Source organism: Acrocarpospora macrocephala (assembly GCF_009687865.1).
GTDB lineage: Bacteria > Actinomycetota > Actinomycetes > Streptosporangiales > Streptosporangiaceae > Acrocarpospora > Acrocarpospora macrocephala.
In genome coordinates this window covers 1-16,901 of sequence record NZ_BLAE01000087.1, presented here as the reverse complement: position 1 = coordinate 16,901, position 16,901 = coordinate 1, and the positions used below count along the sequence as shown (strand labels likewise).

Genomic DNA, 16,901 nt, shown 5'->3' with positions numbered 1-16,901 from the left:
CGTCCGCTGAGGTCAGCCCGTGTTCTGGAGTCCGGCCGCGACGCCGTTGACGCTGAGCAGTAGCAGCGTTGACAGACGATCCCGCTCGTGCTCGGTCAGTGGCTCCTCCGAGCGCAGCGCCGACAGCGCCCGCAGCTGCAGATGCGAGAGCGCGTCCACATACGGATCACGCAGCTGGACCGCGCGCGACAGTACGCGGCGGCTCTCCAGGAGACGGGTGTGCCCGGTGATCTCCAATACCAGCTTGCGGGTCAGGTCGTACTCCTCCAGGACCTGCTTGGCGAAGTCGTCTCGCCCGCCCAGGGCCAGATAGCGGGAGGCGATGGCCTTGTCGGTCTTGGCCAGGGACATCTCGACGTTGTCCAGTAGGGAGGCGAACAGCGGCCATTCCTTGTAGGCGGACTGGAGTTCGGCCCGGCCGCCCGCGTCGAGGACGGCGGACAAGCCGCTGCCCAGGCCGTACCAGCCGGGGAGGTTGACCCGGGTTTGGGCCCAGGCGAACACCCAGGGGATGGCTCGCAGATCGTCCAGCGACTTGGGCGCGCCCAGGCCGCGGCGCGCGGGGCGGGAGCCGAGGCGCAGGGAGCCGATCTCCTCCAGGGGGCTGACCAGCGCGAACCACTCGGGGAAGCCGGGGGCCTCGGTCAGTGCCCGGTAGGCCTGTTCGGAGGCCGTAGCCACCTGACCGGCCAGTGCGCGGAACTTGGCGGCGGCCTCGGCGGTGCGGGATTCCACGCTTGAGGTGGAGGCGAGCAGGACGGCGTTGGTGACCTGCTCGATGTGGCGGCGGGCGATGGCCTGGTGGCCGTACCTGGCGAAGATCACCTCGCCCTGTTCCGTGACCTTGAAGCGGCCGGCCACCGAGCCGGGGGCCTGGGCCAGCACCGCCCGGTTGGCCGGGCCGCCGCCCCGGCCGAGCGCGCCGCCGCGGCCGTGGAAGAGCGTGAGCCGCACGCCGTTGGCGGTCGCCCAGGCGGTGAGCGCGGCCTGCGCGTCGTAGAGGCGCATGGTGGCGGCGGCCGGGCCGAGTTCCTTGGCCGAGTCGGAATAGCCCAGCATGACCTCGATCCGGCGCCCGTTCGCGGCCAGCCTGCGCCGGACCGGTTCGGCCTCCATCATCCCGGTGAGCACCGCCACCGAATTGTCGAGGTCGGCGCCCGACTCGAACAGCGGCACCACGTCCAGCACCGGCGCCCGCTCGCCGAGCGCGTGTTTGGCCAGCTCATACACGGCCACGACGTCATCGGCGGAACGGGTGAAGGAGACCACATACCGGGAGCAGGCCTTGACCCCGAACCGTTCCTGGATCCAGGCGATGGTCCGGATGGTGGCCAGCACCTCCTCGGTACGCTCCGAGCGGCGGCCCCCCGAGTTGAGCTCGGCCAGCGCCTCGGCGTGCACCTGCGAGTGCTGCCGCACCTCCAGCTCGGCCAGGTGGAACCCGAACGTCTCCACCTGCCAGATCAGGTTCTGCAGCTCTCCGTAGGCCTGCCGGAACGCGCCCGCGTCGCGCAGCGAATCCTGGGCCAGGCGCAGGTCGGAGAGCAGGTCGACCGGCGAGAGATAGGCCAGGTCGAGGTCGCGGCGGCGGGTCGCGGCGATCCTGGCGGCGGTGAACAGCAGCCACTGCCGGTGCGGCTCCTGCGGCGAGCGGGTGGCCATCTCCGAGACCAGATCGGGGAAATCGCCCTCGGCCTGGGCGAGCGCGGCCTGCAGCTGCTCGGACGGCGGGGTGTAGGCGGAGGCCGCGGTCAGCGTCCGGGCGATGCGGGTGGCGGCGGTCTCCAGCGCGGTCAGCACGTGCTCGGCGTGGATGAGCACGGCCTCCCTGGTGACCTTGGCGGTGACGTTCGGGTTGCCGTCCCGGTCGCCGCCGATCCAGCTGCCGTAGCGGATGTAGGCCCGGGAGCGGGGCGCGCGGGTGCTGGTGCCGGGTTCGAGCGCGGCGTCCAGCGACCGGTAGATGTGCGGGACGGCCCGGAAGAGGGTCTCGTCGAAGGCGGCCATCGCGGTGCGCACCTCGTCGAGCGGGTCCAGCTTGGTGCTCCTGAGCTGGGAGGTACGCCAGAGCAGGTCGATCTCCTCCAGCATCCGCCGGTGCGCCTCCTCCCGCTCAGCCGCCCCCCGCCCCGGCGTGTTGTACGCGTCGAGCTGGGCGCTGACCCGCTGGATGGCGGTGACCACGGCCCGCCGCCTGGCCTCGGTCGGATGCGCGGTCAGCACCGGCCGGAACTCCAGCCCGGCGATGAGCCGGTTGAGCTCGTCCTGGCCGAGATCGTCCTTGAGGTCCCTGACGGCCTGGGCCAGCGACTCCGGCACCGGCATGTTGTCGCTGTCGCGGCGGCGCAGGATGCGGATCCGGTAGTGCTCCTCGGCCAGGTTGGCCAGGTGGAAGTAGCAGGTGAACGCGCGGGCGATCTCCACCGCGCGTTCCACCGGCCAGGTGTTCACCAGGGCGGCCACCTCGTCCACGGTGGTCTCCCGGCGGCGCGCGGCGATCACCGCTTTGCGCAGCCGTTCCACATCCGCCAGCAGGTCGGGCCCGCCCTGCTCGGCGATCACCTGACCCAGCAGTTCGCCCAGCAAGCGGACGTCGGCGCGGAGTTCGTCGGGCATCTCAGTGACAGCGCTGTGGCGTTCGGTCGAGGCCATGTTTCGAAGACTAGCGAGTGACCCTGACCTCCCCGATACCGGTCTCACCCATTGGACTAGACCAGTGAGGCGGCCGGTCAGGTGGGCCGGTCAGGTGGGCCGGGAGACCGCCGCGAGCAGCTCCGGCATCCGCCGGAAACCGATCCTGGACGCGATCCGCCGCCCGCCCCAGGCCACCGCCGCGCCGTACAGCACGGCGATCCCGCTCACCCAGGGCCCGAAGAACAGCGTGGGGATCACCACCGGCAGCGCCAGCAGCCCGGCCCCCAACAGTGCCCCGAACCCGGCGACGAACGCCTGACCACCCTGGCCGGGCGCGGCGCCGCTGAACGCGTTCATCCGCTCCGGATAGGTGTACGGCGAGATCACGCTCAGCACCGAGCCGGTTCCCATGGCGAGCCCGAGCACGCACCAGGCCAGCAGCGTGGCCGGCACCGCCCAGCCCGCGTTCCCGGCCAGCACCGCCGCGGCCACCGAGACCACGGCGAGCAGCGGCCCGGAGATGACGAAGTTGGCCAGCTGCCGCCCGGCGAAGTCGGTACGCAGGTCACGCTCGGTGCCGAAGGCCACCGCGTTCATCCACAGCGACCTGCCGTCGATGCCGAACGTGTTGGACGACTGCACGCCGATCACGATCGCGGCGATCACGGCGGGCCCGACCACGAGGCCGAAGCCGCTCATGCCCTCCGAGCCGCGCAGCGAGAACAGCATGACGCCGCTGACCGCCACGGCCGAGAACCAGGCGACCCTGCCGCGCGGTTCCCGGCGGGCGTACTTGAGCTCCTTGGCGAGGATCGCGCCCAGCTTGCCGTCCGGGATCAGGCCGCCGCGGCGTGAGCGCCGGACCGAGCCGCCCTGGTTGGAGGCGTCCGGGCGGACCAGCGCGGCCCGCAGCGCGACGATCCAGAGCCAGCCGAGCAGCACCACGACAGCGGCCAGGATCAGCAGGTCCAGCACGCCGACCAGGCCGCCGTCGGCGATCGCGTGCGCGGCCAGGCCCGGCGGGGTCCAGCGCAGCGCGTCACCGGTGGAGCGGAACACAGCCAGCGAGTCGCTCGGCAGGCCCTGGTTGATGATCAGGTTCGGCAGCTGGGTGAGCAGCACCACGAACACCACGGCGACCGCGAGCATGTCCCGCCCGCGGCGGCTGCGCAGCGCGCCGGACAGAGCGGTGGTGACCAGCCGAGAGGCGACCAGGCAGAGCGCGAACACCAGCGGCACCGCGACCAGGCCGAGCAGCACGCCCCCGATCCCCCTGGCCAAGCCGACCACGCCACCGAACAGGGCGACCAGCGAGGCGATCGGCCAGGCGCCCGTGGCGGAGGCGGCGAACATACCGGTCGCCAACTGCCGGGTGGTGAGCGGGAACAGGGCCAACCGGGACGGATCGAGCGTCTCGTCCAACCCGAACGCGAGCAACGGCACAATCATCCAGCTGAGCACAGCCAGCGTGAACACCGAGGAACCGATCTGCAGCGCCAGCTCCGCCGACCCCAGCCGAGTCAGGCTGAACAGCAGGAACCCAAACAACGCACACACCACAGCCGCAAAGATCGAAAACCCAAACCCAAGCTGCCGAATCAGATCCCCACGCAAACTACCCGCGATCAACCGAAGCTTGAGCCGCACAAACGTGCCGACCATCGCGCCACCTGCCGAACCAGACACCGAGACAGCAGTCGAGCCAGCTATAGCGTCGGCCGTAGAGCCAACCGTCGAGCCAAGCGTGGGGTCAGGCGTAGGGCCAGACGTCGAGCCAGGTGTGGGGTCAGGCGTTGAGCTGGGCGTTGAGGCGGTCATCGGGCGCCTAGCCAGGACAGGCCCTCGCCGTCGCCGTGGCCGCGGGCGCCGACCAGGTCGAGGAATGCCTCGTTGAGGGTGCGGCCCTGGCGGACGTCCTGGACTGGGCCCTGGGCGACGATCTGGCCGCGGCTCATTACCGAGACCCAGTCGCAGAGGCGTTCTACCAGGTCCATGACGTGGCTGGAGAAGATGACCGTGGAGCCGGAGGCGGTGTAGCGCTGGAGGACTTCGACCAGGGTGTTCGCGCTTACTGGGTCGACGCCTTCGAATGGCTCGTCCAGGAAGAGGACGTCCGGGTTGTGCAGGAGCGCGGCGGCTAGGCCGATCTTCTTGCGCATGCCGGTGGAGTAGTCCACGACCAGTTTGTCCTGTGACTCCACCAGGTCCATGACGCGGAGCAGTTCCTCGGCGCGCTGCTGGACCTGGGCGCGGGGGATGCCGCGCAGCTGGCCGTTGTAGAGGAGGAGTTCCCGGCCGGAGAGGCGCTCGAACAGGCGCAGGCCCTCGGGCAGCACGCCGATCCGGGACTTCACGTTCAGGGGGTCGGCCCACACGTCGAAGCCGTCGACGGTGATCGTCCCGAAGTCCGGACGGAGCAGACCGGTGATCATGGACAGCGTGGTCGTCTTCCCCGCGCCGTTCGGGCCGACAAGACCGGCGAAGCTGCCTTTCGGCACCATCAGCTCGACCCCGGCCACCGCGACCTGCTGCCCGAACCGCTTGAACAGCCCCCGTGTGCGAACCGCCTCATCCATACGCTCAACTCTTCTCTACGTGACGGCGCCCCCGTCCTCTGTGACAACGAACATAACCAGACCTAAGTTGCAAACTACTTACCGCTACCACTGATGACGAACGCGCGATCAGCGGTTCGGTGCGCTCACGAGCTGATCTTCGCCGGATCGAGGTCGGTCACCCGGCCGACGAAGAGCCGGTTCACGAACCAGAGCAGGACACCGAGGGCGATCAGGACGGCGGCGCGCAGGTAAACCGAGCCGTCGCGGCCGGTGATCGGGAGCGCCAGGACGAGGCAGACGACCGCGCCGATCGCGGGCGCCCAGGTGGGGGCCTGGTAGTGCCAGTGTTCCACCGGATCCCGGCGCAACACCAGGACGGAGACGTTGACCAGCGCGAACACGCAGAGTAGCAGGAGTACGGTGGTGTCGGCGAGGCCGCCCACCTCGCCGGTGCTGACCAAGACGACCGCGATGCCGACGGTGAACAGGATCGACACCCAAGGGGTGTGCCGGGACGGGTGCACGGTGGCGAAGACGGCGGGCACGATCTTCTCGCGGCCCATGCCGTAGACCAGGCGCGAGGCCATCAGCATGTTGATGAGCGCGGTGTTGCCCACCGCGAGCAGGGCGATCAGCGCGAACAGTTTGGGCGGGAAGGTAAGCCCGGCCACCTTGACCACTTCGAGCAGCGGCCCGCTGGAGGTGCGCAAGGTCTCGGTGTCGACCAGCATGGTGGCGGTGAAGGCGACCGCGAGGTAGATGAGGGCGGCCGCGGCCAGGCCGCCGAACAGGGCGCGCGGGAAGTCGCGCTGCGGATCCTTGGCCTCCTCGGCCAGGTTGACCGAGTCCTCGAAGCCGAGCAGGGCGTAGAAGGCCAGCGCGGTGCCGCCGAGAACACCCAGGAACGCGCCGTTGACGGGGTGGAACTCCAGCGCCCTGCCGGGGTTTCCATCGCCCGCGACCAGCGCGTAAACCCCGATGGCGATGATGACCAGTAGGCCGAACGCCTCGATCAGGGTGAGGACCACATTGACCTTGATCGACTCCGAGATGCCGACGAAGTTGACCAGGGTGACCAGACCCAGGAAGATCAGCGCCCCGGCCAGGGTGGGCAGGCTGACGAACTCGGCCAGATACTGCCCGCCGAAGGCACGAGCGGCGGCACTGGCCGAGGTGATGCCGCTCATCATCACGGCGAACGCGACGATGAACGTGACGAAGGGGATGCCGAACGCCTTGTTCGCGTAAAGGGCGGCTCCGGCCGCCTGCGGATATTTGCCGACCAGCTCCGCATACGCCGTCGCGGTCAGGGCCGCCAGCACAAAGGCGACCAGGAACGGAACCCACAGCGCACCGCCGACCTGCCCCGCGACCTTCCCGGCCAGGGCGTAGATGCCGGCACCCAAGATGTCACCGAGCACGAACAGCAGCAGCACCCTGCGCCCGATGACCCGCCGGAGCGATGTTTGCGATTCCATGACCGGAAGACTACCCAGCGTGACCGACAATACTCAGCCAGCCCGCGCGCCGACGGCCATGAGTCCCAGCCGACGATTTCGCCATCGCGGAGCATGAGCCAGCCCGCCGCGGCGAGGGCTGTGAGCACTCGGTTGCCTGATCACCGCCGACGGGACACTCCGCGCCCAAACCCCAGCCCGCGCGACAACAGCCGCGAGCACACGGCTACCCGATCACCACCGACCGGGCACTCCGCACAAAGGCCCCAGCCCGCGTGGCGAGGGCTGTGAGCACTCGGTTGCCTGATCACCGCCGACGGGACACTCCGCGCCCAAACCCCAGCCCGCGCGACGACAGCCGCGAGCACATGGCTACCTGATCACCGCCGACCGGGCACTTCGCACAAAGGCCCCAGCCCGCGCGACAACAGCCGTGAGCGCATGGTTACCCTGTGGGCATGACGGCTGAGGGAATTCGGGCTTCCGAGATCGACATCCACACGACCGCCGGCAAGATCGCTGAGCTTGAGCGCAGGCTGCATGAGGCCGAGCACGCCGGATCGGCGCGGGCGGTCGAGAAGCAGCATGCCAAGGGCAAGATGACGGCCAGGGAACGGGTCGCCGCGTTCCTGGACGAGGGGTCGTTCGTGGAGTTCGACGAGCTGGCCCGGCATCGTTCCACGAGTTTCGGCCTCGACCGTGAGCGGCCGTACGGGGATGGCGTGGTGACCGGGCACGGGACCGTGGACGGGCGGCCGGTGGCCGTGTTCGCGCAGGACTTCACCGTGTTCGGGGGATCGCTCGGGGAGGTCTTCGGGGAGAAGATCGTGAAGGTCATGGACCACGCGCTCAAGACCGGCTGCCCGGTGGTGGGGATCAACGACTCCGGCGGGGCGCGGATCCAGGAGGGCGTGGTCAGCCTCGGGCTGTACGCGGAGATCTTCAAGCGGAATGTGCACGCCTCCGGGGTGATCCCGCAGATCTCGCTGATCATGGGCCCATGCGCGGGCGGCGCCGTCTATTCGCCCGCTTTGACCGACTTTGTCCTAATGGTTCAGGAAAAATCGCACATGTTCATTACCGGGCCGGACGTGATCAGGACGGTGACCGGGGAAGAGGTGACCTTCGAGGAGCTCGGAGGCGCCCACACGCACAACTCCAAGTCCGGTGTGGCGCATTATGAGGCCAGCGACGAGGAGGACTGCCTGGCGTTCGCGCGGGCGCTGTTGTCGTACCTGCCGTCGAATAACTTGGACGAACCCCCGGTTTTCCCCGCGGACGCGACGCTCGACCCGGTGCCGGAACTCGACACGTTGATCCCCGACTCGGCCAACCAGCCGTACGACATGCACACCGTGCTGGGGCACGTGCTCGACGACGGGGAGTTCCTGGAGGTGCACGCGGCGTTCGCGCCGAACATCCTGGTCGGATTCGGGCGGGTGGAGGGGCGTTCCGTCGGGGTGGTCGCCAACCAGCCGCTGAGTTTCGCGGGCACGCTGGACATCGCCGCCTCGGAAAAAGCAGCGCGATTCGTCCGGACTTGTGACGCTTTCAATATCCCTGTACTGACATTTGTTGATGTCCCGGGATTCCTTCCGGGGACCGATCAGGAATGGAACGGCATCATCCGGCGGGGGGCGAAACTCCTCTACGCATACGCGGAGGCCACCGTACCGCTCGTCACGGTAATCACCCGAAAAGCGTACGGCGGGGCGTACGACGTTATGGGGTCAAAACACCTCGGAGCCGACGTTAACCTGGCCTGGCCGACGGCGCAGATCGCGGTGATGGGCGCGCAGGGCGCGGTCAACATCCTCTACCGCAGGGAGCTGGCCGCGGCCGACAACCCGGACGCGGCCCGCGCCGGATACATCACCGAATACGAGGACACGCTCGCCAACCCCTACCTGGCCGCCGAACGCGGCTACGTGGACGCGGTCATCCGGCCGTCGGACACCCGCCCGCAAGTGGTGCGCGCGCTGCGCGCACTGCGCAACAAACGGGCTTCGCTGCCCCCCAAGAAGCATGGGAACATCCCGCTGTGAGCCAATTGAACCATCTGAAGATCGTCCGGGGAGACGCCTCCCCCGAAGAGATCGCGGCCCTGATCGTGGCACTCACCGCAGCCACGCCATCACACGCGGAAGCCGTACGGGCCGGAGAGGCCTGGCGAGACCCGGTCAGGAGCATGCGGCAAGGTCGCTCCTGGCGGGCCGGTCCGGGCGCCTGGCGGGCGAGCGCACGGCGGGATTAGCGATGGATTAGATCCGCCGAACCGGGTGTCAAGTGGCCCAAGAGTTGGGAGTATCTACAAAAGGGCAATTACCCTCAGCCAAACACATGGAGACGAGGCCTGGAGGACAAGATGGCCATCCCGGACCTCGCAGCGCACAGCATGGCAGCCAAATACGCGGTACTCGTCGATGTCGGATACCTCTACGCGGCGGCAGGAGAGGTTCTCCTCTCGGCCAAGGAGCGTAAGGAGTATCGGGTCGCGGCTGACGAGTTGATCCAGTCGTTGCAGAAGCACGCCCTGGAACGCATCCCCGGCGAGCTACTGCGCGTCTACTGGTACGACGCGGCCCGCGACCGCGTACCGACCGTGGACCAGCGCGTCATCGCCCAGCTTCCCTGGGTCAAGGTACGACTCGGCAACCTGAACGCGCGCGGCCAGCAGAAAGGCGTGGACGCGCAGATCCGCAGCGACCTGGAGGCGCTGGCCCGGCACCACGCGGTCAGCGACACCGTGCTGATCGCCGGCGACGAAGACATGGTGCCCGCCGTTGAAGCCGCTCAGGCTTATGGGGTGCGAGTGCACTTGTGGGGCGTGGAACCCCCGTTCGGAACGAACCAGGCGGAACGGCTGGTGTGGGAGTCCGACACGGTGGAGATCCTCAGCGCCGATTTCCTCCGGCCGTACTTCAACCGGGCCCCCATCCCGGTGCCGGTCACGCCGCCGCCGTCGCCCGCGCAGGTGTTCGCCGCCCGGGCCGCGAAACCGGCGGCGCCGCCGAAGCAGGTGCACGGCGCGCCCAGCAGTCCCAAGCTGGGCCCGAGCCGTCCCCGGGTGGAGGAGGTCGGCGAGCACGTGGCGCAGAAGTGGATCCTCACCCGCGGCCGGGACAACATCAGGGACCTGCTGCCTGGACCGATCCTGCCCACCGTCATCGACACCGAGCTGCTCATCGAGGCGGAGAAGGAGCTCGGCCACTCGCTGCGGCCCTACCCGGAGGCCCGGGTGTGGCTGCGGGACGGTTTCTGGGCCCGGGTGTACCGGGAGTTCGACCTGGGGGTGGGGATCTCCAGCAAGTAGCGAGGCCTGCCACGCTGAGGTCCGATTTCCGCCAGCAGGGTCGGCTGAGCAGCGCATAACGTGTTCTTTATGAGCACGAGTCTGGACTTCGAGCGGTGTTACCTGGCGATATGCGCCCGCGACGCCCGCTTCGACGGACGGTTCTACACGGCGGTGACGTCGACCGGGATCTACTGTCGGCCGATCTGCCCGGCGCGGACCCCCGCGCGGAAGAATGTGCGGTTCTATACCCACGCGGCGTCCGCCGAAGCGGCTGGGTTCCGGCCGTGCCGGCGTTGCCGGCCGGAGCTGAGCCCGGGGTCGCCGGGCTGGGACGCCAGGGCCGACCTGGTCGGGCGGGGGTTGCGGCTGATCGACGACGGTATCGCGGACGAGGTCGGGGTGGCGGGGCTGGCGCGGCGGCTGCACGTGACCGAGCGGCATCTGCACCGGCTGTTCGTGGCCGAGCTGGGCACGGGGCCGCTGGCGGTGGCCCGGACGCGGCGGTTGCTGCTGGCCAAGCAGCTGCTCACCGAGACGTCGTTGCCGATCACCGATGTCGCCTTCGCGGCCGGGTTCGGGAGCGTACGGCAGTTCAACGCGGCCATGAAGGAGTCGTACGGATTCGCGCCCGGCGATCTCCGCAAGAAGGTGGGACCGTTGCGCGCGGTGGGCGGGCCGGAAGGGGTGACGCTGCGGCTCGCGTACCGGCCGCCCTACGACGCCCAGGCGCTGCTGCGTTTCCTGGCTTCCCGCGCAATCCCCGGCATCGAAAGCACGATATTTCAGGACAACCTGGTGACCAGCTATCAGCGGGTGATTCCGGGTGGGGCGATCACGCTGACGCCCGCCAGCGATCACATCCGGCTGACCGTGAGCACGGATGACACGCGCCAGCTGGCCAGGATCGTGGCGCGTTGCCGCCGCATGCTCGACCTGGACGCCGACCCCGACGCCATCGCCGCCGTCCTGGAGCCCACGGCACTGGGACCCTTGGTGATGAAACGACCGGGCCTGCGGGTCCCTGGGGCTTTCGACGCCTTCGAGCTGGTGGTCCGCGCGATCGTCGGCCAGCAGATCTCGGTCGCCGGCGCCCGTACCCTGCTCGGCCGGATCGCGGGCGGCGACACCTTCCCGACCGCGGCGGAGCTCGCGGAGAAGGACCTGACCGGCCTCGGCCTGACCGGGCGCCGCATCGCCACGCTGGGCGCGGTCGCCCGCGCCGTCGCCGACGGCCAGATCGACCTGGACGGCGGCGACCCCGCGGAGACCTCGGCGCAATTGCTGGAAATTCCCGGCATCGGACCGTGGACGGTCAGCTACATCGCGTTGCGCGCCCTCCGCGATCCCGACGCCTGGCCCGGCGGAGATCTCGTGCTCCGCAAGAAGATGGCCCAGCTGGCCATCGAGGAATCCGAAATCGAGCGGTGGCGCCCCTGGCGCGCCTACGCCGCCCTCCATCTGTGGAATGCGTAAGGAGACCATCGTGATCGTGACCCGTACCGTTCCGACACCCGTCGGCCCGCTCGCCCTGCTCGCCCGCGACGGCGTCCTGGTCGCCGCCGGTTTCACCGCCGACCCGTCCGACATGTTCGTACGCCTCTCGCCCCAACTCCAGGCCGAGGGCATGCGGATGGGCGAGCTTCCCGAAGCCGCCCAAGCCGTGGCCGACTACCTGGACGGCAAGCTGGAGGCCCTGGACACGATCCCGGTGTCGCAGCCCGGCACGCCCACCCGCCAGCGCCTCTACGAGGCACTTCGCGCGGTTCCCGCGGGCACCACCGTCCGCTACGCCGAGCTGGCCCGCAACGCGGGACTGCCCCCGACGGCGGCCCGGGCGGCCGGTTCCGCCTGCGCCCAGAACCTCATCGCCCCGTTCGTCCCCTGCCACCGGGTGCTCCCGGCGGCAGGCGGCTACGGCGGCTACTACTACGGCCCTCCGGTCAAACAGTGGCTGCTCAACCACGAGGCCCGGTTGATCAGCGTCTGACGTTGCTTTGGACCTCGCCCACGGGGATGTCCCGGGTGACAGTGCCCTCAACCGGGTCGAAGACGAAGGGGACCACGGACTGGTCGGCGTTGGTGGTGACCGGCCAGACCGTGGTGACGGTCAGGGTGTAGACCTTGCGGGGCTGGTCCGCCGAGGCGCGCAGGTAGCGCACGCCGCAGGTGAACGTGCCGCCCTTGACGTACGGCCGGCCGCTCGGGCCGCAGTTCTCCTTGACTTCGGCCCGGTCGGCCGTCGTGCCCGCGTCGATCTCGATATTGCCCAGGGTGGCGGTCACTGTGGCGCTGAGCAGGCCTGGCAGGGTCGCGGTGACCGAGCGGGTGGTCTGGCCCTGGCCGTCCAGCCACACCCAGGTGGGCAGGTTCACGTAGCTCTTGGCGTCGGGGTTGAGCTGGACCTGCGGCTCGGGGACGGTCAGCGCGGCGCGGGCGATGTCCAGGAGTTCGGTCATGGTGATCCCGGCGGGGGGCGTGTTGCCCGGACCCACGAAGATCGCGCCTTCCAGGGCGGTCCAGCAGGACATCCCCTCGGGATCGGCGGCGTTGTAGGCGGGTGACCACCAGCGCCCCGGCTGACCGACCTTGTCCTTGAACTGCTTCAGGAACTTCTGGAAGTCCTCCTCGGTGCTGCCGGGGTTGGTGCGGAACCAGAACGCCCGCAGGTCCTCCTGAATCTTCAGCATGTCCTCGGCGCTGCGGCCGGGCTCGTACCAGCAGGGGCGTTTGATCCGGTAGCCGTCGGATTTGGCGCCCAGGCCGTTCCCGCTGATGACTATGGTGGAATTCTCCAGTTGCACGCCGACCGTACGGCCGTGCTGGAAGCCCTCGCCGGAGGGTCCGCCCGGGTCGGGGGCGGCCGCCGGGGCGAGGGCGAGAGCCAGGGCGAGCAAGACTCTCATCGCAGGCACTCCTTCGCGCGTTCATCGGGGTAGCTCGCGTGGCGGAACAGCTTGACCCTCCAGGTGCCGTCGTCCCCTCTCCGCACGGCGGCGACCTGGAAGTAGGTGGACTGCGGGGATGTCGTCCAGGCGGGCTGATCGTCGATCGGCTCGCCGGTGGCATCGGTGACCTGGATGCCGGACGTGTCCACGCAGGCGTTGATCTCCGCGCCCCGGCCGGTCACCGAGGCGACCCGGAGCGCGTACAGCTTGGCGGTGCCTTGGGCGGACTGCTTTCCTTTCAGGAAGCTCCAGACCCAGCGGTACGCGTCGCGGTTGGCGGGTTCCTCGACGCTGTCCAGGTAGGTGTCGTCGACGCCGGCCGTGCCGACCGCGCGCCATTGGTCCACGTAGTTGTCGGTGAAGGCTTTGATCATCTTGTTGCGGTCGGATGGCCAGTCGATCGCGATCTCAAGGCCTGGTGCGGCTGTGATCGTTTCGATGCCCGGGGCGGATGACGTGGTGGGGAGTGCTTTTGTGGTGGTTCCGCCTCCTCCTGGGGCGAATTCCGGTCCGGCGGGGGTGGCGCAGGCCGATAACGCCAGGATCATCAGCGTTATGGCCACATGTCCTCCTCTGCGTCGATCGGACGGTAGTGAGGGACGCCTGGGTGGATCCATCGTTATGCGGGTTTCGGCATGGCGCATTTCGGTCCTCCTCAGGCCAGCCGCGAGGTGCGGAGAGTCCGGCGCCAGGCCGGGAGCAGTTCGTCGATGAGCGATTCGGTCTGGGGGGCCATGCCGCCGCCGTACGGGTGTGAGGCCGCGCGCCGGTGCAGGGCGTCGACGACGGCGCGGAGTCTGGCGTGGTCGCCGGTGGCGTGCGCGGCTCTCAGCAGGTCGCGCCAGAGGGCCTCGTCGTCGGCCGCGAGCAGCAGGCCCGCCCTGGCTGCCGCGACCGCCGCGTCTGGTTCGCCGCGATCCAGCCGGGCCTCGCACAGGCGGTGCGCGGCGTCGGCCACGGCGGCGGTGACGTCGTATTCCAGCGAATCCGCTGCGAGCCAGGCGTATCTGTTGCCTGGGCGGGCGTTCAGGAGTGGGCCGCGTACGAGGCCGAGTGCGGGTTCCAGATCTCCTCGGCGTACGAGCTCGCGGAACAGGTCCCAGTCGGTGCGCACCTCGGAGCTGAGCCGCAATCGGCCGGAATCATCGACATACAGGTGGGCGCGTCCCCGGGAATCCTCGCCCAGCCACTGGGCGACCCGCGCGATCGTGGCGTCCCTGACCATCGGCTGCACGCCGCGCGGCCACAACACGCCGCCCAGCACCACCGGGTGTACGCCACCGGGGTGCGTGGCCAGATACACCACCAGTTCCTGGGCGAGCGCCGCCCGCCCGTCCTCCAGCGTGTTCACCGGGCTGATCTCGATCGGCCCGAGAATGCGCACCTCGATCGCGGGCGGCAGGTCGACCCTTCGCGCGTCCGGCTCGGGCAACGGTTCGCCTTCAGTCCGGCCCGCGGTGCGGAACAGGTCCACGACCGCCTGGTAGTGCCGCCGGGGCAGCAACTGCGCGTCCACGTCGAACCCGAGCGTCTCCACCACCGCCCGGCCGTCCGCGGTGATCTCCCACGTCCAGGTCGCGTGTGGTACGGCTCCCGCGACGACGAATCCCAGAGCCGTCCGCGTGCCCTTGCTCAGCAGAGCCAGCCTGCGTGCTTCCTCCGGGGTGGGCTGGATCGCCGACAGCAGGTAGTGGGGCGGCCAGGCCGGATCGTGGGCGCGGCCGTGGATCCGGCCGGTGAGCACGTCGCCGGGCTGGTCGTGGGCGTGTTCCTCCAGGTCGGGGAGGACTTCGGCGAGGCTGCCCGCCACGCGTACGCGATCGGGGGCGATTAGCGCGAGTTCCTCGCCGAAGCCGACGAGAGTGATTCGCATCTGGTCGGACCATCGGTTGGTGGCCAGTTCCACGGCGAGCGCGGAGAGCGCCGCGACCGTGTTGGGTCCGGTCATCGAGATGACGCCGTGCGCGGCTTCCAGGTCCACGAGTACGCGGCCGCCTCCTGCTGTTCCGAGGGAGACCAAGCCCGGGTATGGCGCTGGGACGTCGTTCATCGCGTTCTCGTCGATTCGGCGGCCTTCGTGGGCCGCGAGTCGCCAGACCTGGCCGTCGTCGGCGACCTCCCAGGGTTCGGGGGGGTTGCGGTCCGGTGGGTGAATCCAGAGGTCCATGCTTCGGCTGGACAGGTGGACTCCGTAGATCGCCGGTGGGCGGCGGTCGGCTTCGGCCAGCAGGCGGCCCAGCAGGCGCAAGCCCGAGTCCAGCATCCTGCTGCCTGGTGCGTCGGATCCGAGACGAATGGCCACCTCGGCGCTGGCCGCGTCGCCTCGGGGCCGGACTACCCGGTAGCCGAACGCGCGCCGCCACAGCTGCTCCCGCCGTCTGCGCCCGAGCAACGCGAGCAATCCGGCTGCCAGCAGCGAGGCTCCCGCCAGGTAGTCCACCAGATCCAGCCCGGCCGCCGCTTCCTCTGGCTCGGCAATGGCGATGTCTGTCGGCCCGGTCTGCGAGCCATCGTTCTGTACGGCTCCCGGTTGCTGAACTCCTGGCAGGCTGTCGACTCCGCCGGGCCGGGTCGGGGAATTGTCTGGTTCCGCTAGCTCACCAGGACGCTCGCCGGACGGACCCGGGCGCTCGCTGGAATCGCTGGATGCACCCGAACGGTCTCCGGAAGCACCCGAACGATCGCCGGAGCCGCTGGAAGAGCCCGGACGGTCGCCGGATTCCTCCACGGAGGAGGTGCCGGGCTGTTGCGGCTGGGTCGTCTGGTCGGGCCAGGCGGGTTTCGGTAGAACGATTCGGGGCCTGGTCGGGGAATCGTCCAGGTCCGCGCGTCCGTCTCCGGTTTGCCCGCTCCCCACGTCCCCTGTGTCCGGCCGGGTGATGTCCTGCTCCGGTTCCGCAGACCGTCCGCTTCCATCGGTGCCCGAACGATTCACATCAGACTTACCGCTCTCACCTGGCCGGATCTCCGACTTGCCCGTGTCCGGCCTGCCAGTGTCTGGATTGCCTGCGTCCGGAATGCTTGAAGAGCGACCGCTTCCTTCGGTGCCCGAACCGGACTTGCCGGTTTCGCCCGGCCTGATTTCCGACCTGCCCGCGTCTGGCTTGGGGATACGGGTGTCGTCCACGCCTGGGGTGGCGTAGTGGGTCTGGCCGTCCAGTTCGGCGGGCGGGCCTGGGTGATCGTTGAGGACTTCGCGGCGGGAGTCGTCGGCGGAGACGATGTGCACGTTCCTGGCATCGTCCGGCATGTCGAGGACCCAGCCGGGGCGGATCAGGTCGGCCATGTGGAGGCGGCTGCCGTCTGGTTGTTCCTTGTGCTGGTTGAGTTGGTAGATCTCCGGGTATCTGCGGCCGTCGCCGAGGCATTTCTCGGCTATCTCCCACAAGCTTTCGTGATGGCGCCCGTGGGGGGGCTGCACCACGTACACCTTTTTGACCTCGCGCGGCTGCAGGGCGGGCCGATCTTCAGCGGTCGGGGCGAGCACCGGTGTGGTCTGCGCGGTGAGGTGCGACGGAATCGGCGGCGGCGCCGCGACCCTGGCGAACGGAACCGCCACCGCAGTCGCGGTGAACAGCACCAAAACCGCGCCCACCAGGCGATTGGCCAGCACTTGAGTGCCACCGGCGAGCGGCACCCTGGCGGGCATGCCAATCCGCCGGATCCCGGCATACACCTCGACGATTACGCAAACGACCAGTTGCAGCCACGCCAGCCAGACCAGCAGCACCAGCACCGCGATGATCGTTTCCGGACCGACCTGGCTGGTGAACACATCCAGATCGAAGAGCCCTTCCGGCACCGGCGGCCCAGCCAGCCGGATCAACGCGAAAGGCACCCCACCGACCAACCCCGCCAGAGCCACCATCGCGGCCAGCCCCGCGAACACATCCCCCACCGTCCGCCGCCGCGAAATCCGCACCGGCTCCCCTCGCCGTCGCACAGTCCCCCCTTGCCCAGTCCCCCCTTGCACAGCAAGCCGCTGCGCCCCCACCGCCCGCTCCCCCCGAAC

General features: G+C 69.4%; 12 protein-coding genes. 5 read left to right on the top strand and 7 right to left on the bottom strand.

Annotated elements, in window-relative coordinates; genetic code table 11:
* Window positions 1-12 precede the first annotated feature (12 nt).
* From Amac_RS47355 to Amac_RS47340, 4 genes are all read right to left on the bottom strand, one after another.
* Window positions 13-2,652, bottom strand: a complete 2,640-nt coding sequence (locus tag Amac_RS47355) for a phosphoenolpyruvate carboxylase (RefSeq protein ID WP_155361014.1) — start codon at window positions 2,650-2,652, stop codon at window positions 13-15.
* 90 nt (window positions 2,653-2,742) lie between these two features.
* Entirely contained in the window at window positions 2,743-4,191 is a 1,449-nt protein-coding gene (locus Amac_RS47350; RefSeq protein WP_246269156.1) for a hypothetical protein, read from the bottom strand.
* A 257-nt stretch (window positions 4,192-4,448) separates the two neighbouring features.
* Window positions 4,449-5,210, bottom strand: coding sequence for an ABC transporter ATP-binding protein (locus Amac_RS47345; RefSeq protein WP_155361012.1), 762 nt, complete (start codon window positions 5,208-5,210; stop codon window positions 4,449-4,451).
* Between the two features lie 125 nt (window positions 5,211-5,335).
* Complete coding sequence (locus Amac_RS47340; RefSeq protein ID WP_155361011.1) at window positions 5,336-6,670, bottom strand: APC family permease; 1,335 nt, start codon at window positions 6,668-6,670, stop codon at window positions 5,336-5,338.
* 437 nt (window positions 6,671-7,107) lie between these two features.
* Here Amac_RS47340 and Amac_RS47335 point away from each other — a divergent pair, with 437 nt between their 5' ends.
* From Amac_RS47335 to Amac_RS47315, 5 genes are all read left to right on the top strand, one after another.
* Window positions 7,108-8,694 (top strand): acyl-CoA carboxylase subunit beta, encoded by a 1,587-nt coding sequence (locus tag Amac_RS47335; protein WP_155361010.1) that lies wholly within the window; start codon window positions 7,108-7,110, stop codon window positions 8,692-8,694.
* A complete protein-coding gene (locus Amac_RS47330; RefSeq protein WP_155361009.1) occupies window positions 8,691-8,903 on the top strand; it encodes an acyl-CoA carboxylase subunit epsilon in 213 nt (70 codons plus the stop codon). The genes Amac_RS47335 and Amac_RS47330 overlap by 4 nt, the downstream gene beginning before the upstream one ends.
* Before the next feature lie 111 nt (window positions 8,904-9,014).
* A complete protein-coding gene (locus Amac_RS47325) occupies window positions 9,015-9,962 on the top strand; it encodes an NYN domain-containing protein (RefSeq protein ID WP_155361008.1) in 948 nt (315 codons plus the stop codon).
* A 69-nt stretch (window positions 9,963-10,031) separates the two neighbouring features.
* A complete protein-coding gene (locus tag Amac_RS47320) occupies window positions 10,032-11,417 on the top strand; it encodes an AlkA N-terminal domain-containing protein (protein WP_155361007.1) in 1,386 nt (461 codons plus the stop codon).
* A gap of 10 nt (window positions 11,418-11,427) precedes the next feature.
* Window positions 11,428-11,931, top strand: coding sequence for a methylated-DNA--[protein]-cysteine S-methyltransferase (locus Amac_RS47315; protein WP_155361006.1), 504 nt, complete (start codon window positions 11,428-11,430; stop codon window positions 11,929-11,931).
* Here the strand turns inward: Amac_RS47315 and Amac_RS47310 are convergent.
* The 3 genes from Amac_RS47310 to Amac_RS54585 all read right to left on the bottom strand — a co-directional run bounded on the left by Amac_RS47310 (window position 11,921) and on the right by Amac_RS54585 (window position 16,811).
* On the bottom strand, window positions 11,921-12,847 hold the full coding sequence (locus Amac_RS47310) for a hypothetical protein (protein ID WP_246269155.1): 927 nt from the start codon (window positions 12,845-12,847) through the stop codon (window positions 11,921-11,923). The genes Amac_RS47315 and Amac_RS47310 overlap by 11 nt on opposite strands.
* A complete protein-coding gene (locus Amac_RS47305; RefSeq protein WP_155361004.1) occupies window positions 12,844-13,452 on the bottom strand; it encodes a hypothetical protein in 609 nt (202 codons plus the stop codon). Before Amac_RS47305 ends, Amac_RS47310 begins: the two co-directional genes overlap by 4 nt.
* Before the next feature lie 92 nt (window positions 13,453-13,544).
* Window positions 13,545-16,811 carry a hypothetical protein gene (locus Amac_RS54585; protein ID WP_174900314.1) on the bottom strand — a complete coding sequence of 1,089 codons (3,267 nt, stop codon included), beginning with the start codon at window positions 16,809-16,811 and terminating at the stop codon, window positions 13,545-13,547.
* Between the last annotated feature and the right edge of the window lie 90 nt (window positions 16,812-16,901).

What these genes read in the sequence shown, in the direction of transcription:
- Amac_RS47345 (WP_155361012.1), bottom strand. Translation starts at nt 5,210, where the DNA reads ATGGATGAGGCGGTTCGCACACGGGGGCTGTTCAAGCGGTTCGGGCAG.
- Amac_RS47340 (WP_155361011.1), bottom strand. Translation starts at nt 6,670, where the DNA reads ATGGAATCGCAAACATCGCTCCGGCGGGTCATCGGGCGCAGGGTGCTG.
- Amac_RS47320 (WP_155361007.1), top strand. Translation starts at nt 10,032, where the DNA reads ATGAGCACGAGTCTGGACTTCGAGCGGTGTTACCTGGCGATATGCGCC.
- Amac_RS47355 (WP_155361014.1), bottom strand. Translation starts at nt 2,652, where the DNA reads ATGGCCTCGACCGAACGCCACAGCGCTGTCACTGAGATGCCCGACGAA.
- Amac_RS47310 (WP_246269155.1), bottom strand. Translation starts at nt 12,847, where the DNA reads ATGAGAGTCTTGCTCGCCCTGGCTCTCGCCCTCGCCCCGGCGGCCGCC.
- Amac_RS47335 (WP_155361010.1), top strand. Translation starts at nt 7,108, where the DNA reads ATGACGGCTGAGGGAATTCGGGCTTCCGAGATCGACATCCACACGACC.
- Amac_RS47325 (WP_155361008.1), top strand. Translation starts at nt 9,015, where the DNA reads ATGGCCATCCCGGACCTCGCAGCGCACAGCATGGCAGCCAAATACGCG.